This window comes from Aeromonas rivipollensis, assembly GCF_010974825.1.
GTDB classification, from domain to species: domain Bacteria; phylum Pseudomonadota; class Gammaproteobacteria; order Enterobacterales; family Aeromonadaceae; genus Aeromonas; species Aeromonas rivipollensis.
The window spans coordinates 1-19,221 of record NZ_JAAILA010000040.1 but is presented as its reverse complement, the minus strand read 5'-3'; the positions used below and the strand labels follow the sequence as shown (position 1 = coordinate 19,221).

Annotated in this window: 18 protein-coding genes and 1 tRNA gene; all 19 read right to left on the bottom strand. The window is 56.2% G+C overall.

The genetic code is table 11. The features are described from left to right. On the bottom strand, positions 1-962 hold a 962-nt coding region (gene tuf, locus G4923_RS20060; protein ID WP_163138097.1), incomplete at its 3' end, for an elongation factor Tu. A 54-nt stretch (positions 963-1,016) separates the two neighbouring features. Next, a complete protein-coding gene (gene fusA / locus G4923_RS20055; protein WP_106885572.1) occupies positions 1,017-3,122 on the bottom strand; it encodes an elongation factor G in 2,106 nt (701 codons plus the stop codon). A gap of 75 nt (positions 3,123-3,197) precedes the next feature. Beyond that, positions 3,198-3,668, bottom strand: coding sequence for a 30S ribosomal protein S7 (gene rpsG, locus G4923_RS20050; RefSeq protein WP_010675949.1), 471 nt, complete (start codon positions 3,666-3,668; stop codon positions 3,198-3,200). A gap of 93 nt (positions 3,669-3,761) precedes the next feature. Further along, a complete protein-coding gene (gene rpsL, locus G4923_RS20045; RefSeq protein ID WP_005306278.1) occupies positions 3,762-4,136 on the bottom strand; it encodes a 30S ribosomal protein S12 in 375 nt (124 codons plus the stop codon). 182 nt (positions 4,137-4,318) lie between these two features. Continuing rightward, positions 4,319-4,597, bottom strand: a complete 279-nt coding sequence (tusB, locus tag G4923_RS20040) for a sulfurtransferase complex subunit TusB (RefSeq protein ID WP_111913573.1) — start codon at positions 4,595-4,597, stop codon at positions 4,319-4,321. A gap of 7 nt (positions 4,598-4,604) precedes the next feature. Further along, positions 4,605-4,961, bottom strand: coding sequence for a sulfurtransferase complex subunit TusC (gene tusC, locus G4923_RS20035; protein ID WP_111913575.1), 357 nt, complete (start codon positions 4,959-4,961; stop codon positions 4,605-4,607). Positions 4,962-4,970: 9 nt separating this feature from the next. Beyond that, entirely contained in the window at positions 4,971-5,363 is a 393-nt protein-coding gene (gene tusD, locus G4923_RS20030; RefSeq protein ID WP_042650612.1) for a sulfurtransferase complex subunit TusD, read from the bottom strand. An 86-nt stretch (positions 5,364-5,449) separates the two neighbouring features. Beyond that, complete coding sequence (locus G4923_RS20025; RefSeq protein WP_106885569.1) at positions 5,450-5,830, bottom strand: RidA family protein; 381 nt, start codon at positions 5,828-5,830, stop codon at positions 5,450-5,452. Positions 5,831-5,856: 26 nt separating this feature from the next. After that, a complete protein-coding gene (locus G4923_RS20020; protein WP_025328613.1) occupies positions 5,857-6,573 on the bottom strand; it encodes a helix-turn-helix transcriptional regulator in 717 nt (238 codons plus the stop codon). Between the two features lie 196 nt (positions 6,574-6,769). After that, on the bottom strand, positions 6,770-11,074 hold the full coding sequence (rpoC, locus tag G4923_RS20015) for a DNA-directed RNA polymerase subunit beta' (RefSeq protein ID WP_005325063.1): 4,305 nt from the start codon (positions 11,072-11,074) through the stop codon (positions 6,770-6,772). Between the two features lie 90 nt (positions 11,075-11,164). After that, the gene (gene rpoB, locus G4923_RS20010) at positions 11,165-15,193 is read right to left on the bottom strand and encodes a DNA-directed RNA polymerase subunit beta (protein ID WP_025328615.1); all 4,029 of its coding nucleotides are present in this window, start codon (positions 15,191-15,193) and stop codon (positions 11,165-11,167) included. 222 nt (positions 15,194-15,415) lie between these two features. Continuing rightward, complete coding sequence (gene rplL / locus G4923_RS20005) at positions 15,416-15,778, bottom strand: 50S ribosomal protein L7/L12 (RefSeq protein ID WP_025328616.1); 363 nt, start codon at positions 15,776-15,778, stop codon at positions 15,416-15,418. Between the two features lie 51 nt (positions 15,779-15,829). After that, entirely contained in the window at positions 15,830-16,330 is a 501-nt protein-coding gene (rplJ, locus tag G4923_RS20000; protein WP_025328617.1) for a 50S ribosomal protein L10, read from the bottom strand. 257 nt (positions 16,331-16,587) lie between these two features. Next, entirely contained in the window at positions 16,588-17,289 is a 702-nt protein-coding gene (gene rplA / locus G4923_RS19995; protein WP_041206544.1) for a 50S ribosomal protein L1, read from the bottom strand. 4 nt (positions 17,290-17,293) lie between these two features. Continuing rightward, positions 17,294-17,722 carry a 50S ribosomal protein L11 gene (gene rplK / locus G4923_RS19990; protein ID WP_016352267.1) on the bottom strand — a complete coding sequence of 143 codons (429 nt, stop codon included), beginning with the start codon at positions 17,720-17,722 and terminating at the stop codon, positions 17,294-17,296. Positions 17,723-17,856: 134 nt separating this feature from the next. Next, a complete protein-coding gene (gene nusG / locus G4923_RS19985; protein WP_005323644.1) occupies positions 17,857-18,408 on the bottom strand; it encodes a transcription termination/antitermination protein NusG in 552 nt (183 codons plus the stop codon). Between the two features lie 9 nt (positions 18,409-18,417). Next, positions 18,418-18,789, bottom strand: a complete 372-nt coding sequence (gene secE / locus G4923_RS19980; RefSeq protein WP_042650611.1) for a preprotein translocase subunit SecE — start codon at positions 18,787-18,789, stop codon at positions 18,418-18,420. 60 nt (positions 18,790-18,849) lie between these two features. After that, positions 18,850-18,926: transfer RNA gene (locus G4923_RS19975), tRNA-Trp, on the bottom strand. Between the two features lie 52 nt (positions 18,927-18,978). Continuing rightward, positions 18,979-19,221: EF-Tu C-terminal domain-related protein (locus tag G4923_RS19970; RefSeq protein WP_445423564.1), on the bottom strand; the 243-nt coding region annotated here is incomplete at its 5' end.

Sequence of the window (19,221 nt, the reverse complement as noted above, 5' to 3'; positions counted from 1 at the left end):
GTATGACGACCACCTTCTTCTTTGGACAGCACGTACACTTCGGATTCGAACTTGGTGTGCGGCTTGATGGAGCCCGGCTTGGCCAGTACTTGACCACGCTCAACTTCTTCACGCTTCACGCCACGCAGCAGGGCGCCAACGTTCTCACCAGCACGGCCTTCGTCCAGCAGTTTGCGGAACATTTCAACACCGGTACAGGTGGTAGAAACGGTGTCTTTGATACCGACGATTTCTACAGTCTCACCAACTTTAACGATACCGCGCTCTACACGACCGGTAACAACGGTACCACGGCCAGCGATGGAGAAGACGTCTTCGATAGGCATCAGGAACGGCAGGTCAATGGCACGCTCCGGCTCCGGGATGTAGGTATCCAGGTGGTGAGCCAGCTCGATGATCTTCTCTTCCCATGCTGCGTCGCCTTCCAGCGCTTTCAGCGCGGAACCACGAACTACCGGCAGGTCATCACCCGGGAAGTCGTACTCGGTCAGCAGTTCACGAACTTCCATCTCGACCAGTTCGAGCAGCTCTTCGTCATCTACCATGTCGCACTTGTTCATGAACACGATCATGTACGGGATACCAACCTGGCGACCCAGCAGGATGTGCTCACGAGTTTGCGGCATCGGGCCGTCAGTCGCGGCTACTACCAGGATCGCGCCGTCCATCTGGGCAGCACCGGTGATCATGTTCTTAACGTAGTCGGCGTGACCCGGGCAATCTACGTGGGCGTAGTGACGGATAGCGGTGTCGTATTCTACGTGGGAGGTGTTGATGGTGATACCACGCTCACGCTCTTCCGGTGCCTTGTCGATCTGGTCGAAGGCGAAAGCTTTACCACCGAAGTGCTTGGCCAGCACGTTGGTGATGGCGGCGGTCAGGGTGGTTTTACCGTGGTCAACGTGGCCGATGGTGCCGACGTTTACGTGCGGTTTGTTACGCTCAAATTTTTCTTTAGACACGACGTAGTCCTTCTAGGTTAAACCCGCCTACCGTCGTAGGCGGGGAATCATAAATTACTTGGATTTGCGCTCTTCGATCACGGCCTGGGCGACGTTAGTCGGGGCATCGTGATACTTGGCGAATTCCATGGCGTAGGAAGCGCGACCCTGGGTAGCGGAACGCAGGGCAGTCGCATAACCGAACATCTCGGCCAGCGGCACGAGAGCACGAACGATCTTGCCGGACGGGCCGTCTTCCATACCTTCGATCAGGCCACGACGACGGTTCAGGTCACCGATCACGTCGCCCATGTAATCTTCCGGAGTCTCAACTTCTACTTTCATGATCGGTTCGAGCAGAACCGGGTTGGCCTTCATGAAGCCAGCCTTAAAGGCCATGGAAGCAGCGATTTTGAACGCCAGTTCGGAGGAGTCGACATCGTGGTAGGAACCGAAGTGCAGACGCACGCCCAGATCCATTACCGGATAGCCAGCCAGCGGGCCGGACTTCAGCTGCTCACGGATACCCTTGTCAACACCCGGGATGAACTCACCAGGAATCACGCCGCCCTTGATGTCGTTAACGAACTCGTAGGCTTTGCCTTCTTCCAGCGGGTACATGTCGATCACAACGTGACCGTACTGACCACGACCACCGGACTGCTTGGCATGCTTGCCTTCGATGTCCTTGACGGTATTGCGGATGGTTTCACGGTAGGCAACCTGCGGCTTACCTACGTTCGCTTCAACCTTGAACTCGCGACGCATACGGTCAACGATGATGTCCAAGTGCAGCTCACCCATACCGGCGATGATGGTTTGGCCAGATTCTTCGTCAGTCCATACGCGGAAAGACGGATCTTCCTGCGCCAGACGGCCGAGTGCCAGACCCATCTTCTCTTGGTCAGCCTTGGTTTTCGGCTCAACCGCGATGGAGATTACCGGCTCCGGGAATTCCATACGCTCGAGGATGATCGGCGATTTTTCGTCACACAGGGTGTCACCAGTGGTCACGTCTTTCAGACCGATGGCAGCGGCGATGTCGCCTGCGCGAACTTCTTTGATCTCTTCACGCTTGTTGGCGTGCATCTGAACGATACGGCCAAAACGCTCGCGCTTCTCTTTGACAGAGTTCAGCACGGAGTCACCGGAGTTAACCACACCGGAGTAAACGCGGAAGAAGGTCAGGTTGCCAACGAACGGGTCGGTAGCAATCTTGAATGCCAGAGCAGAGAACGGCTCGTCATCGGAAGCGTGACGCTCGTCTTTGGTGACGCCATCCAGCTTCAGACCGTCGATGGCTGCTACGTCGGTCGGAGCCGGCAGATAGTCAACCACGGCATCCAGCATGGCCTGTACGCCCTTGTTCTTGAACGCGGAGCCACAGGTAACCAGGATGATTTCGTTGTTCAGAACACGCTGACGAAGAGCTTTCTTGATCTCTTCTTCGGTCAGTTCTTCACCACCCAGGTATTTTTCCATCAGGTCTTCAGACGCTTCAGCAGCGGCTTCAACCAGGTTCATGCGCATTTCTTGCGCTTGTTCCAGCAGCTCGGCCGGGACGTCTTCGTAATCGAAAGACACGCCCTGGTCAGCTTCGCTCCAGTTGATGGCTTTCATCTTGACCAGGTCGATAACGCCCTTGAAGTTCTCTTCTGCACCGATGTTCAGTTGCAGCGGAACCGGGGTACCTTTCAGACGGGTCTTGATGTGCTCAACGCAGCGCAGATAGTTGGCGCCGGTACGGTCCATCTTGTTGACGAACGCGATACGGGGAACCTTGTACTTGTTAGCCTGACGCCATACGGTCTCAGACTGTGGCTGTACGCCACCTACGGCACAGTACACCATCACGGCGCCGTCCAGAACACGCATTGAACGCTCTACTTCGATAGTAAAGTCAACGTGGCCCGGGGTATCGATGATGTTGATACGGTGCGGTTGGAACTGTTTACCCATACCGGACCAGAAAGCGGTGGTCGCGGCGGAGGTGATGGTGATACCACGCTCTTGTTCCTGTTCCATCCAGTCCATGGTGGCGGCGCCATCGTGAACTTCACCGATCTTGTGACTTACACCGGTGTAAAACAGAACGCGCTCGGTAGTAGTAGTCTTACCGGCGTCGATGTGAGCAGAGATACCGATGTTACGATAACGCTCAATGGGGGTTGTACGAGCCATTGTCATCCTCTTACTAGGGCACTTGTCCCCAGATAATTAAAGGTGCGCAGAGCCAGAAGACCCTGCGCAAGCGGATTACCAGCGGAAGTGAGCGAAGGCCTTGTTCGCTTCAGCCATACGGTGAACGTCTTCACGTTTCTTGACAGACGAACCCTTATTGTCAGCGGCATCCAGCAGCTCGCCAGCCAAACGCTGAGCCATTGATTTTTCACCACGTTTACGAGCGGCATCAACCAACCAGCGCATTGCCAGGGCATTGCGACGAACCGGACGAACTTCTACCGGCACCTGATAGGTTGCACCACCGACGCGACGAGATTTAACCTCGACCGCCGGACGAATGTTGTCCAGAGCGACTTCGAACAGGGCCAGGTGCTCTTTGCCAGATTTGGTGGCAATGATGTCCAGGGCGCCATAAACGATGGCTTCTGCAACAGATTTCTTACCGTCAACCATTACTACGTTGACAAATTTAGCCAGCAGCTCTGATCCGAACTTGGGATCCGGCAGGATTTTACGCTGACCAACAACACGACGTCTTGGCATTTCAAATTCTCCGTAACTTCAGGGGTTACCCAAAACTAGAAAGTTATCTAACTAGAAACGAATTAACGTTTGGCCTTACTTAACGGAGAACCATTAAGCTTTCGGACGCTTCACGCCATACTTGGAGCGAGCCTGCTTACGGTCTTTAACACCGGCACAGTCCAACGCACCACGAACGGTGTGATAACGAACACCTGGCAAATCCTTGACACGACCGCCACGGATCAGAACAACGGAGTGCTCCTGCAGGTTGTGACCTTCACCGCCGATGTAGGAGGTGACTTCGAAGCCGTTGGTCAGACGTACACGGCACACTTTACGCAGTGCAGAGTTAGGCTTCTTGGGGGTGGTGGTGTATACACGGGTGCATACGCCACGCTTCTGAGGGCACGCTTCCAGCGCCGGCACGTTGCTTTTCACAACGAGCTTGATGCGTGGCTTGCGAACCAACTGGTTAATAGTTGCCATCAAAAGGCTCCTGATAATGACTTCATAAACGTGTGAAAAATCCTCCCCGCAGATACGGGGACGCGAAATTTTATGCCCTGTTGTCTGAGGAGTCAAGATTTATACAATTCGTGCGCCAAAAGGGCAAATGACATCCCGCCATTATTGTGATAACCACCTGAGCTAACAGGCAAAAATCAAAACTAGCCGGCCCAGGTCTGCGGTGATCCCTGTTCGGCGATCAGTTTGATCAGACCGGCCATGTCGAGTTCCATCCCGATCCTGGGGGACAAGCCCCTCGCCTTCAGGTCTTCCCCCATCACATAGAGGGGGATCCCGTTCAATCGTTCGCACCACTGCGGGGCAGTCGTCGCCACCACGGCGTCCTGCATCAGCACCAGCAGATCCGCGTCCTGACGATAACGCAGCACCTGCTCGAGGTCCTGGCTGAGAAAGGGAGAGTTCAATACCAGCTGTATCATGGGCACCTCAAAAGCTGATGTGGGCGGTGAAGTTGTCCCACTGGTGGCGGATCTCGGCAGGGCTCAGTACCGTCACTGGGATCAGCAGATCCCCGGCAGTCAGACCACGTTCGGCCAGCGACGCCGCACAGACATAGACCTCCTCGACATCGTACAGTTCCAGCATCTTGAAGGTCGGGGCGTAGTGGCGCTGCAATATCCCCTGTGGCGACTGCTCCCTGAGCAATTGCAGCACACCGTCACCGATGAGGAAGAGCGCCAGTGATTCCGTCAGCGCAGAGGTGGCCAGCAAGGCATCCAGTCCCTCTCGTCCACTCGCCGTACCGTGGGGACCACGCCGGCAGATAAAGGCTATCTTGGTCATTTCATCCCCCTAGAACTGGACGAAGCGGTCGGCGGTCAGACTGGCCTCGGCTAGCTGACCCAGCCCGCTTAAACGAAACGGGGCCTGCAGATTGAACTGGGTCTTGCCTACCCCCTTAGCCTCGGCTTCATCGAGCACCCCGCGGCGCATGGCGGCGGCGACACACACATCGATGGCAATGCCCTGCGCCAGAGCCAGATCGCGCCACAGCGCCACCAGGTCGGTCTCATCGCTGGCCGGGGCATGCAGACCATTGCCGTTATGGACCCCATCCTGATAGAAGAACAGGTGAGACAGCTGATGTCCCTGCTCGATGAGGCTCAGGGCGAAGCGATAGGCGGTGCTGGCCGTCTGGGTACCATAGGCGGGCCCGGTGACCAGCAGGGCAAAATTCAGACTCATATCCGGACTCCTGCACAGATGTGCATCCATTCTACCTCAAAGACGAAAAAGCCCCTCCTGGGAGGGGCTCTTCCGATGACTCAGACTCAGACATGAGCAATGGCTTCGACTTCGACCAGCACATCCTTGGGCAGGCGAGCCACTTCCACGCAGGAGCGCGCCGGTGCAGCATCACCGAAGTAGCGGGCATAGACCTGGTTGAAGGCCACGAAGTTGTTCATGTCGCTCAGGAAACAGGTGGTCTTCAGCACCTTGCTGGTATCGGCACCGGCCGCCTTCAATACTGCAACCAGGTTCTTCATCACCTGCTCGGCCTGCGCCTCGATGCCACCGGCAACTATGTCCATGGTGGCCGGATCGAGCGGGATCTGCCCGGAGGTGAACACCAGGTCACCCAGCTTGGTAGCCTGAACATAAGGACCAATTGCGGCAGGCGCCTTGTCGGTTGCAATCACTTCTTTAGCCATTGTTATCTATCCCCTATCTATGGCGCTTACTCGCTCTCTTCTTCACCCTGCTTGCGCTGTCGGATGTAGAGATACACGGTATGTTTGGAAATATTCAGCTTGTCGGCGACCAGGTTGATCGAGTCCTTGATATCAAATATGCCCTTCTCGAACAACTGGGTCACGATAAAACGATTCTTGGCGTTGTTGGCCACGGAGGGATCGCGGTTGATCTCGTCGATGGTGTTGTCCACCGTCTGGGCAACCAGCTCCTCCACGCTGTTGGCGAAGGTCTCCGGCGATTGACGCTCCACTTGCTGGGGCGTCGGGAAGAATTCGGCCACGAACTCGTGGAAAGGCGCATTGATGTGCAGGTTGATGCAGATAAGACCTATCACCTGCTTGTCGCGGTTGCGGATGGCGATGGTGCTCGACTTCATCAGCGCACCGGTCCGGCTGCGGGCAAAGTAGCTCTGGGTGTGATCCTGACCCGTGCTCTCGATGTCCTTGAGCATGCGCAGGGCCAGATCGGTGATCGGTGCTCCCAGGGTCCGCCCCGTGTTGAATCCGTTCGCTATCTTGATCACTGACTCATGCAGATTTTCCAGGGAATGCAGCACCACTTCGCAGTGCTTGCCGAACAGATCGGCCAGGCCCTCGATGAGGCCCTCATATGAACGCAACAATTCCCTGTCTTCGTCTGTAAAAGCGCGACCGCTCAGTTGCTCTTCGGGAAGCAGTACTTCCTCGATACCGACAGCCATGTTCTACCCCTGTAATAACCATTCAACTTTCCCGAGTTTTCAATTGCGGGGGATCAATGTCAACTTTTTTTGATTTTTTGCTCTATAACCTTGCACTGGATCATCCCCTGCCCCAGCCCGGTGCAGCGCACTGCTGGCGGGCGGGCAACAAAAAGGGCCCCTTGAAGGAGCCCTTTTGAATCACTGCAGCTGAAGATTACTCTTCGTCAAAACTGCCGGCTGCGTTGAGCAGATCCGCCAGATTTTGCTGAGCCTCATCGGCAGTCACCTGCGGCACACCGACAGCACGAGCTGCGGCGGCACGCTGGTTGATCCGGGCATGGTGGTAGGCAAAGCCGGTACCAGCCGGGATCAGACGACCCACGATGACGTTCTCTTTCAGGCCACGCAGTTCGTCACGCTTGCCGCCAACGGCCGCTTCGGTCAGAACACGAGTGGTTTCCTGGAAGGAAGCCGCGGAGATGAAGGACTCGGTGCTCAGGGATGCCTTGGTAATACCCATCAGGATGTGACGGAAGGTGGCCGGAGTCTTACCCTCGGCAACCAACTTACGGTTGGCAATCTTCACACGAGCCACTTCAACCTGCTCGCCTTCGATCAGGTCAGTGTCGCCAGCGCTCAGGATCTCGCACTTACGCAGCATCTGACGAACGATGACTTCGATGTGCTTGTCGTTGATCTTAACGCCTTGCAGACGGTAAACGTCCTGCACTTCGTTGGCGATGTAGTTGGCGACCGGGCTGATACCGCGCAGACGCAGGATGTCGTGAGCAGACTCAGGACCGTCTGCCAGCACTTCACCCTTCTCAACTTTTTCACCTTCGAACACGTTCAGGTGACGCCACTTCGGAATCATCTCTTCGTAGATGTCGCCACCGTCGGTCGGGGTAATGACCAGACGGCGTTTGCCCTTGGTCTCTTTCCCGAAGGAGATGGTACCGGAGATCTCGGCCAGGATAGCCGGTTCCTTCGGTTGACGTGCTTCGAACAGATCCGCAACACGCGGCAGACCACCGGTGATGTCTTTGGTACCGCTGGACTCTTGCGGGATACGCGCGACCGCGTCACCCACGCCCACGTTGGCACCATCCTCCAGGTTCACGATCGCCTTGCCCGGCAGGAAGTACTGGGCGGCTACATCGGTACCCGGGATCATGACATCCTTGCCGTTCTGGTCGACCAGCTTCACGGTCGGACGCATCTCTTTACCGGCGCTCGGACGTTCGTTGACATCCAGCACGACGATAGAGGAGAGACCGGTCAGCTCGTCGGTCTGACGAGTGATGGTCACACCGTCGATCATGTGTTCGAAGTCCAGGCGACCTGCTACTTCGGTGATGATCGGGTGGGTGTGCGGATCCCAGTTGGCGACGGTATCACCGGCACTCACGGCCTGGCCATCTTTCACTTCCAGGACGGAACCGTAAGGCAGCTTGTGGCTTTCCTTGGTACGGCCCATCTCGTCCATGATGGTCAGTTCGGTAGAACGGGAGGTGATAACCAGCTTGTCTGCACTGTTGGTAACAAACTTGGCGTTCTGCAGCTTGATGCTACCGGTGTTCTTGACCTGGATGCTGCTCTCGGCAGCGGCTCGGGATGCGGCACCACCGATGTGGAAGGTACGCATCGTCAGCTGGGTACCCGGCTCACCGATGGACTGGGCGGCGATAACACCGACAGCCTCACCCTTGTTCACCAGGTGACCACGGGCCAGATCACGGCCGTAGCAGTGGGCACAGTTACCGAAGTCGGTCTCACAGGTGATGGCAGAACGTACCTTCACGCGGTCGACGGAGTTACGCTCCAGCAGGTCACACAGATACTCGTCGAGCAGCGTATTGCGCGCGACCAGGATCTCGCTTTCAGTACCCGGCTTGATCACATCTTCGGCGACCACACGACCCAGCACGCGCTCACGCAGCGGCTCGACCACGTCACCACCTTCGATCAGCGGAGTCATCCACAGACCTTCGGTCGTACCACAATCGTCCTCGGTGATCACCATGTCCTGAGCCACGTCAACCAGACGACGAGTCAGGTAACCGGAGTTCGCCGTCTTCAGTGCGGTATCCGCCAGACCCTTACGAGCACCGTGAGTGGAGATGAAGTACTGGAGTACGTTCAGACCTTCACGGAAGTTCGCCACGATCGGCGTTTCGATGATGGAACCATCCGGCTTGGCCATCAGGCCACGCATACCGGCCAGCTGACGGATCTGGGCGGCGGAGCCCCGCGCACCAGAGTCGGCCATCATGAAGATGCTGTTGAAGGAGGCCTGCTCTTCTTCTTCACCCAGGGAGTTGACGTTCCGCTCCTTGGAGAGGTTATCCATCATGGCCTTGGAGACGCGATCGTTCGCGCTGGCCCAGATATCGATAACCTTGTTGTAGCGTTCGCCCGCGGTCACCAGACCGGACAGGAACTGGTCCTGGATCTCGGCGACTTCGGCTTCGGCTGCCGCAATGATGTCTTTCTTGGCATCCGGGATGACCATGTCATCGATACCAACGGAAGCACCGGACAGGGCCGCGTAATGGAAACCGGTATACATCAGCTGGTCAGCGAAGATGACGGTGTCCTTCAGGCCCTGCTTGCGATAGCAGGTGTTCAGCAGACGGGAGATGAGCTTTTTGCCCAGCGCCTTGTTGGATACGGATTTGATCCAGTTCTGCGGATTGGCATCCAGATCGGCCTGCTCGGCGGCAGTCAGCACCTTGGGTTCGTCGATCAGCGCGTATTCCATGCCTTTCGGCAGGATCAGGCTCAGGATCGCACGACCAACTGTGGTGTTCTTCATCTCTGTGTGCGGCAGCAGGGAACCGTCTTCCTGACGCAGGTATTCGGTAATGCGCACTTTCACACGAGCATGGAGATCGGCCAGACCGGCGCGATAGACCTTCTCGGCTTCTTTCGGGCCGGCCAGCACCATACCTTCGCCCTTGGCGTTGATACGGGCACGGGTCATGTAGTACAGACCCAAGACCACGTCCTGGGAAGGAACGATGATCGGCTCACCGGAGGCAGGCGACAGGATGTTGTTGGTAGACATCATCAGGGCGCGCGCTTCCAACTGGGCTTCCAGGGTCAGCGGTACGTGGACCGCCATCTGGTCACCATCGAAGTCCGCGTTATAGGCGGCACAGACGAGCGGGTGCAGCTGGATGGCCTTGCCTTCGATCAGGGTCGGTTCAAACGCCTGGATACCCAGACGGTGCAGGGTCGGTGCACGGTTCAGCAGGACCGGGTGTTCGCGGATCACTTCGTCCAGGATGTCCCAAACGACGGCTTCTTCGCGCTCCACCATTTTCTTGGCGGCCTTGATGGTGGTCGCCAGACCACGGGATTCCAGCTTGCCATAGATGAAGGGCTTGAACAGCTCGAGCGCCATCTTCTTCGGCAGACCGCACTGATGCAGACGCAGGGTCGGACCTACGGTGATAACGGAACGACCGGAGTAGTCGACACGTTTACCCAGCAAGTTCTGACGGAAACGACCTTGCTTACCCTTGATCATGTCGGCCAAGGATTTCAGCGGGCGCTTGTTGGAACCTGTGATGGCACGACCACGACGGCCGTTATCCAGCAGGGCATCCACGGACTCTTGCAGCATGCGCTTTTCGTTGCGCACTATGATGTCCGGCGCTGCCAGATCCAGCAGACGCTTCAGGCGGTTGTTACGGTTGATCACGCGACGGTACAGATCGTTCAGATCGGAAGTCGCGAAACGGCCGCCGTCCAGCGGTACCAGCGGACGCAGGTCCGGCGGCAGCACAGGCAGCACTGTCATGATCATCCACTCCGGCTTGTTGCCGGACTGCAGGAAGGCTTCCATCAGCTTCAGGCGCTTGGTGGTCTTCTTGCGCTTGGTTTCGGAGTTGGTTTGATCCAGCTCCTCACGCATGGTCTTGACTTCACCTTCCAGATCGATGGCACGCAGCAATGCAAGGATTGCTTCGGCACCCATCTTGGCGTCGAATTCGTCGCCCCACTCTTCCAGTGCGTCCAGATAGTTCTCTTCGGACAGCATCTGGCTGCGCTCGAGGTTGGTCATGCCGGGTTCGATCACTACATAGGATTCGAAATACAGCACGCGCTCGATGTCACGCAGGGTCATGTCCAGCAGCAGACCGATACGGGACGGCAGGGACTTCAGGAACCAGATGTGGGCAGTCGGGCTGGCCAGCTCGATGTGGCCCATGCGCTCGCGACGGACCTTGGTCTGGGTCACTTCTACGCCGCACTTCTCGCAGATCACACCACGGTGTTTCAGGCGCTTGTACTTGCCGCACAGACACTCGTAGTCCTTCACCGGTCCGAAGATACGGGCGCAGAACAGACCATCACGTTCCGGCTTGAAAGTCCGGTAGTTGATGGTCTCAGGCTTTTTGACCTCACCGAATGACCAGGAGCGGATCATGTCAGGAGAGGCCAGACCGATCTTGATACTGTCAAACTCTTCGGTCTTGGTCTGAGCCTTCAAAAACTTGAGTAAGTCTTTCACGTGTTTCCCCTGTCAGGAGTCTAACCTCGGCGCCCTACTGCCAAAGCAGCAGGGCGCCCACGTCAATTCTCGAACAATAAGAGCGAGCTCTTACTCTTCGTCCAGCTCGATGTTGATACCCAGAGAGCGGATTTCCTTCAACAGTACGTTGAAGGATTCGGGCATGCCCGGCTCCATACGGTGGTCGCCATCCACGATGTTCTTGTACATCTTGGTACGGCCATTCACATCGTCAGACTTGACGGTCAGCATTTCCTGCAGGGTATATGCCGCACCGTAAGCCTCCAGGGCCCACACTTCCATCTCACCGAACCGCTGACCACCGAACTGTGCCTTACCACCCAGCGGCTGCTGGGTAACCAGGCTGTAGGAGCCGGTAGAACGCGCGTGCATCTTGTCGTCTACCAAGTGGTTCAGCTTCAGCATGTACATGTAACCCACGGTGACCTTGCGCTCGAAGGCGTTACCGGTACGACCATCGAACAGGGAGATCTGACCGGATTCCGGCAGATCGGCCAGCTTCAGCAAGGCCTTGATTTCGCGCTCTTTGGCACCATCAAAGACAGGTGTAGCAACCGGCAGACCCTTACGCAGGTTACCCGCAAGGGTACGTACGTCGTCATCAGACAGCTCGGCGATGTTCACTTGCTGGGTGTCTTTCTCGCCCAGGTCATAGACCTGTTGCAGGAAGTCACGCATCTCGTGCAGCTCGCGCTGATCCTTGATCATGCGGTCTATCTTCTCGCCGATGCCCTTGGCCGCGAGGCCCAGATGCACTTCGAGGATCTGACCGATGTTCATACGGGACGGTACGCCCAGCGGGTTCAGTACGATGTCGACCGGACGGCCGAACTCGTCATGGGGCATGTCCTCGACCGGGCAGATCTTGGAGATAACACCCTTGTTACCGTGACGGCCCGCCATCTTGTCACCCGGTTGGATGCGACGCTTGACTGCCAGGTAAACCTTGACGATTTTCAGTACGCCCGGCGCCAGATCATCACCCTGGATAATCTTGCGACGTTTGTTCTCGAACTTCTTGTCGAAGTCGGCTTTCAGCTCGATGTGCTGTTCGGCGATCTGCTCCAGCTCGATCTGCTTGGCTTCATCTTCGATGGCCAATTCAAACCACTTGGAACGATCCAGCTTGTTCAGACGATCTTCGCTGTAACCGGCGGCCAGCAGCAGGTTGCGGGAGCGGCCGAAAATGCCGTCTTCCAGGATCTTGAACTCTTCGGTCAAGTCCTTCTTCGCTTCCTTCAGCTGCATCTCTTCGATTTCTTTGGCGCGCTTGTCTTTTTCCACGCCATCGCGGGTAAAGACTTGCACGTCAACCACGGTACCGTACACACCGTTCGGCACACGCAGGGAGGAGTCCTTCACATCGGAGGCCTTCTCACCGAAGATGGCGCGCAGCAGCTTCTCTTCCGGGGTCAGCTGGGTTTCACCCTTGGGTGTTACCTTGCCGACCAGGATGTCGCCGCCCTTCACTTCGGCACCCACGTAGACGATACCGGACTCGTCAAGCTTGGACAGAGCGGCTTCACCCACGTTCGGGATGTCGGCAGTGATCTCTTCCGGACCCAGCTTGGTGTCACGGGAGATACAGGCCAGTTCCTGGATATGGATGGTGGTCAGGCGATCTTCCTGTACCACACGCTCATTCACCAGGATCGAGTCTTCGAAGTTGTAACCGTTCCACGGCATGAAGGCGACGCGCAGGTTTTGGCCCAGCGCCAGTTCGCCCAGGTCGGTAGACGGGCCGTCAGCCAGCACGTCGCCCGCCATCACCGGCTCACCCAACATCACGCAAGGACGCTGGTTGATACAGGTGTTCTGGTTGGAACGGGTGTACTTGGTCAGGCTGTAGATGTCGATGCCGGCTTCGCCTGGCAGCAGCTCATCTTCATTGACCTTGATAACGATACGGGAGGCATCGACATAGTCGATCATGCCGCCACGCTTGGCCACTACGGTAACACCGGAGTCAACGGCCACGGCGCGTTCCATACCGGTACCTACCAGCGGCTTGTCAGCACGCAGAGTCGGTACGGCCTGACGTTGCATGTTCGAACCCATCAGGGCTCGGTTAGCATCATCGTGCTCCAGGAACGGGATCAGGGCCGCTGCCACAGAAACTATCTGTTGCGGGCTCACGTCCATGTACTGGATCTGGTCGGCGTTCATAAAGGTGGATTCACCCTTGTGACGGCACGGGATCAACTCATCTTTCAGACGGCCATCTTCGGTGGTCGCGGCGTTAGCCTGTGCGATCACGTACTTGCCTTCTTCGATTGCTGACAGGTAGTCCACTTCGTCGGTGATCACACCGTCGATGACCTTGCGGTACGGGGTCTCGAGGAAACCGTACTCGTTGGTGCGGGAATACACGGACAGCGAGTTGATCAGACCGATGTTCGGACCTTCCGGAGTCTCGATGGGGCACAGACGACCGTAGTGAGTCGGGTGTACATCTCGAACTTCGAAGCCGGCACGCTCACGGGTCAGACCGCCCGGGCCCAGCGCGGAAATACGACGCTTGTGGGTCACTTCGGACAGCGGGTTGTTCTGGTCCATGAACTGGGACAGCTGGCTGGAACCGAAGAACTCTTTGACCGCGGCGGAGATCGGCTTGGCGTTGATCAGATCCTGCGGCATCAGGGTGTCCAGGTCGCCCAGGGAGAGACGCTCCTTGACCGCACGCTCGACACGCACCAGACCGACGCGGAACTGGTTCTCTGCCATTTCACCGACAGAACGGATACGACGGTTACCCAGGTGGTCGATATCGTCCACCTCGTCATTGCCGTTACGGATGTCGATCAGGCGCTTCATGACTTCGACGATGTCGTCTTTGGTCAGCACGCCAACGCCGGTCTCGTCTTCACGACCCAGACGGCGGTTGAACTTCATCCGACCCACGGTAGACAGGTCGTAACGCTCGGAAGAGAAGAACAGGTTCTCGAACAGCTGCTCGGCCGCTTCGCGGGTGGGCGGCTCGCCCGGACGCATCATGCGGTAGATCTCGACCAGTGCTTCCAGACGACTGGAGCTGGAGTCGATACGCAGGGTCTCGGACATGTAGGCACCGTGGTCCAGTTCGTTGGTGAACAGAACCTCGAAGTGCTTGAAGCCGGCTTGGGACAGATTGGCAACCGCTTCCAGGCTCAGGGCCTGGTTGGCAGTCACGACCATTTCGCCAGTTTGCGGGTGCGCGTAGTTCTTGGCTGCAACTTTGCCAACAACGTACTCTACCGGCACCTCGATCTGGGTGATGGCGTCTTTTTCCAACTGACGGATATGACGGGCAGTGACACGACGACCGGTCTCAACCACCACAGCGCCATTGGCAATGATGTCGAAGGTCGCAGTCTCACCACGCAGGCGCTCGGGCACCAGATCCATCATCAACTTGCCATCTTTGACCTCGAAACCAATGGTCTCGAAGAAGGTGGCCAGGATTTCTTCGGAACTGAAGTCCAAGGCGCGCAGAATAATGGAGGCCGGCAGTTTACGACGACGGTCGATACGGACAAACAGGTTGTCTTTCGCATCGAACTCGAAGTCCAGCCAGGAGCCACGGTAGGGGATAACGCGGGCGTTATACAGTACCTTACCGGATGAATGTGTTTTGCCTTTATCGTGGTCGAAGAAGACGCCCGGGCTGCGGTGCAGCTGGGAGACGATAACCCGTTCGGTACCATTGATGACAAAGGTGCCGTTTTCGGTCATGAGCGGAATTTCGCCCATGTACACTTCTTGTTCCTTGATATCTTTGACGGTGCCGGCAGCTGCTTCACGGTCGTACAGAACCATACGAAGCTTGACACGCAGCGGCGCGGAGTAGGTCACTCCACGGATCTGGCATTCTTTTACGTCAAATACCGGCTCACCCAGGCGATAGCTGACATACTGAAGCTCAGCACTACCGGAGTAACTGGTGATCGGGAAAACGCTACGGAAAGCGGCCTCTAGGCCATATTCACCTTCCGGGTCAGCCTCGATGAACTGCTTGAAGGAGTCCAGCTGAATGGACAACAGATAAGGCGTGTCCAGTACCTGGTCTCGCTTACCGAAGTCCTTACGAATGCGTTTTTTTTCGGTATAAGAGTAAACCATAGGGTTCCTCAGCTCGCTGATAAGTGACCCACTCTGTCCCGCGGGACAGCTCTGTCTCAACACCGTTTTGTGTTGGCCCGGACGATGAGGCGGTCCGGATTGCTGGTGCACTGAGAGTCGTAAACGGTGTGAAATGCTCTCAGTCTACAGCGCAAAAAGGCTGGTGAACAAACATTCACCAGCCCTAGCCTGTTTTATCAGGCTAATCTACATAAATGCAGATTATTTGATCTCAACAGAAGCACCGGCAGCTTCCAGCTCTTTCTTCAGAGCTTCAGCTTCGTCTTTGGAGACGGCTTCTTTCAGGTTGGTCGGAGCGGCTTCTACCAGGTCCTTGGCTTCTTTCAGGCCCAGGCCGGTGGCAGCACGAACGGCCTTGATGACGGCAACTTTGTTGGCGCCAGCAGCAGTCAGAACTACGTCGAACTCGGTCTTCTCTTCTACTGCTTCAGCGGCCGGACCGGCAGCTACAGCAACAGCGGCAGAAACACCGAACTTCTCTTCCATTGCTTCGATCAGCTCAACAACTTCCATTACGGACATGGAAGCAACGGCTTCGATGATTTGGTCTTTAGTGATAGACATGACAAAAATTCCTGATGTTGAATAAACTCAAACAGCCTAAATAGGCGAGAATCAAGCAGCAGCTTGTTTCTGGTCGCGAACAGCAGCGATAGTACGAACCAGCTTGCCAGCAGAGGCTTCCTTCATGGTAGCCATCAACTTCGCAATTGCTTCGTCGTAGGTCGGCAGCGTGGCCAGACGATCAATTTGTGCTGCGGCGATAAACTCACCGTTAAAAGCGCCAGCCTTGATTTCGAACTTTTGGTTCGCTTTGGCAAACTCTTTGAACAGACGAGCGGCAGCGCCCGGGTGTTCGTTAGAGAAAGCAATCAAGGTAGGACCAGTCAATACGTCGTTCAGGCAACCGAATTCGGTGCCCTCTACCGCGCGACGCAGCAGGGTGTTACGCACAACGCGCATGTACACACCGGCTTCACGAGCGGATTTACGCAGGACGGTCATCTTGTCAACAGTCACACCGCGAGAATCGGCTACAACTGCAGACAGAGCGCCTTTGGCAGCTTCGTTGACTTCAGCAACAATTGCCTTTTTGTCTTCGAGTCCCAATGCCATTGGCTTAACTCCTGGATTGAATCTGAGTCTCATGACTCAGTACTGACACATCCCCCCTACCTTCACAACAGAGGGGAACGATGCGGTAGCAGGATTCCAGAAGAGAAAGAAAACTTTCTCGCTGGGTTTCCGGCACCGTCTACGCAGGAAGGATTAAGGCCTTGCGACCACCTGCGGTCTTGGACGGAGGTCGAAACCCCCAACCAATCAAGGCGCAAAATTATAGATTAAATTTTGCGCCTTGTAAAATCCATCAATTAGCCCTGAGCTTCCAGAGAAGCTTGGTCTACGGCAACACCGGCACCCATGGTGGTGGAGATGCTGACTTTCTTGATGAAGATGCCTTTGGCGGAAGAGGGTTTGCCCTTTTTCAGAGCAACCAGCAGAGCTTCCAAGTTTTCTTTCAGCTGAACTTCGTTGAAAGAAACCTTACCCAGAGTGGTATGGATGATACCATTCTTGTCATTGCGGTAACGAACCTGACCGGCTTTAGCATTCTTCACAGCTTCAGCAACGTTCGGGGTTACGGTACCCACTTTCGGGTTAGGCATCAGGCCGCGCGGGCCCAGGATTTGGCCCAGTTGACCAACAACGCGCATGGCATCCGGGGATGCGATCACGACGTCGAAGTTCATCTCGCCTTTCTTGACCAGCTCGGCCAGGTCATCCATACCAACCAGTTCAGCACCGGCAGCCTTGGCGGCTTCGGCGTTGGCACCCTGGGTGAATACGGCGACACGGATGTCACGACCGGTACCGTGCGGCAGTACAGTAGCACCACGTACGTTCTGGTCGGATTTACGAGCATCGATACCCAGGTTAACGGCAACGTCAACGCTTTCAACGAACTTGGCGGTAGCCAGTTCTTTCAGCAGGGCAATGGCTTCGTTGATGGAGTACTCTTTGGTACCGTCAACTTTTTCGCGAATAACGCGCATACGCTTGGAAAGTTTTGCCATTGTCTTAATCCTCCACTACCAGGCCCATGGAACGAGCGGAGCCTGCGATGCAACGTACTTTTGCATCCAGATCGGCACCAGTCATGTCCGGCTCTTTGGTCTTGGCGATTTCTTGCAGCTGAGCAACAGTCACCTTACCAACCTTGTCTTTGTTCGGCTTGGCGGAACCAGACTGGATACCAGCGGCTTTCTTCAGCAGGAAGGAAGCAGGCGGAGTCTTGGTTTCGAAGGTGAAGGAACGGTCGCTGTAAACGGTGATCACGACCGGAGTCGGTGAGCCTTTTTCCAGCTTTTCTGTACGAGCGTTGAACGCCTTACAGAATTCCATGATGTTCACACCGTGCTGACCCAGAGCAGGACCAACGGGAGGGCTGGGGTTAGCACTGCCAGCCTTAACTTGCAGCTTGATATAAGCTGTGACTTTCTTAGCCATTACGAAAATACCTCAAAAATGGGTTCTAGCGCCTCGGAGACATGCTCCTGCAAACGGCTCCCCAACAAATAAAGGGGCAGCGAATTATAGAGATAATCGCTGCCCCTGACAACCGTTAAACGTACAGAGTTTAATCAGCCCTTTTCGACCTGACCAAAATCCAGTTCTACCGGCGTTGAGCGACCGAAGATCAATACAGAGACCTTCACGCGGCTCTTCTCGTAGTCCACTTCTTCAACGGTGCCGTTGAAGTCAGCGAACGGACCATCGGCAACCCGCACCATTTCACCCGGTTCAAACAGGGTTTTCGGACGCGGCTTGTCGTGGGCATCTTGCAGACGATTGAGGATGGCATCCGCTTCCTTATCGGAGATAGGAGCAGGACGATCGGAGGTGCCGCCGATGAAGCCCATCACACGCGGCACATTGCGTACCAAGTGCCATGTGGTCTCGTCCATCATCATCTGGACCAGGACATAACCCGGGAAAAATTTGCGCTCACTCTTGCGCTTCTGGCCGGCACGCATCTCGACCACTTCTTCGGTCGGGACCAGCACTTCGCCAAACAGCTCTTCCATGCCATGCATCTTGATATGTTCACGCAGGGATTTGGCAACCCGGCCTTCATAGCCGGAAAATGCCTGCACGACATACCATCTCATACGTTGTTCACGTTGTTCAGTCATGGCTTTTCCTTACACACCGGTAATCAGGTTGACCAACCAGACCAAGGCACCGTCCAGAATGAACAGCAAGAGCCCCATCACGGCGGTCACCGCCAGCACAATCAGGGTTGTCTGAATGGCTTCCTGGCGGGTCGGCCATACGACCTTGCGGACTTCCAGGCGCGACTCACGAGCAAAAGCCAGTGTTGCCTTACCTTTGGTGGTTTGCAGGGCCACTGCACCTGCAGCAGCGATGACAACGACCACACCCAGGGCGCGGACGGCGGCGACAACGTCAGTGAGCAGGTAATTACCTACCACAGCGGCCGCCAGGATGATGAAAACCAGGCCCCAAAGAAGGGTATCCTTGCTTCCGCCCTGTCCCTCAGAACTAACACTCATACAACCCACCTGTATCTGACGTAACCAAAGACACAAAAGCCCCGTACGAGACGAGGTATATGGCAGGGGCGGCAGGACTCGAACCCGCAACCATCGGTTTTGGAGACCGCTGTTCTACCAATTCGAACTACGCCCCTGCATAAGAAAGCCCCTATTATAGGGGCTTTGCTTTATTTATGTAAGCCAAGATTAAGCGATAACTTTAGCTACAACACCAGCACCTACGGTACGGCCACCTTCACGGATAGCGAAACGCAGGCCGTCGTCCATCGCGATCGGGGCGATCAGGGTAACAACCATTTTGATGTTGTCGCCTGGCATTACCATCTCTACGCCTTCCGGCAGTTCGATGGTACCGGTCACGTCGGTAGTACGGAAGTAGAACTGCGGACGGTAGCCCTTGAAGAACGGGGTATGACGACCACCTTCTTC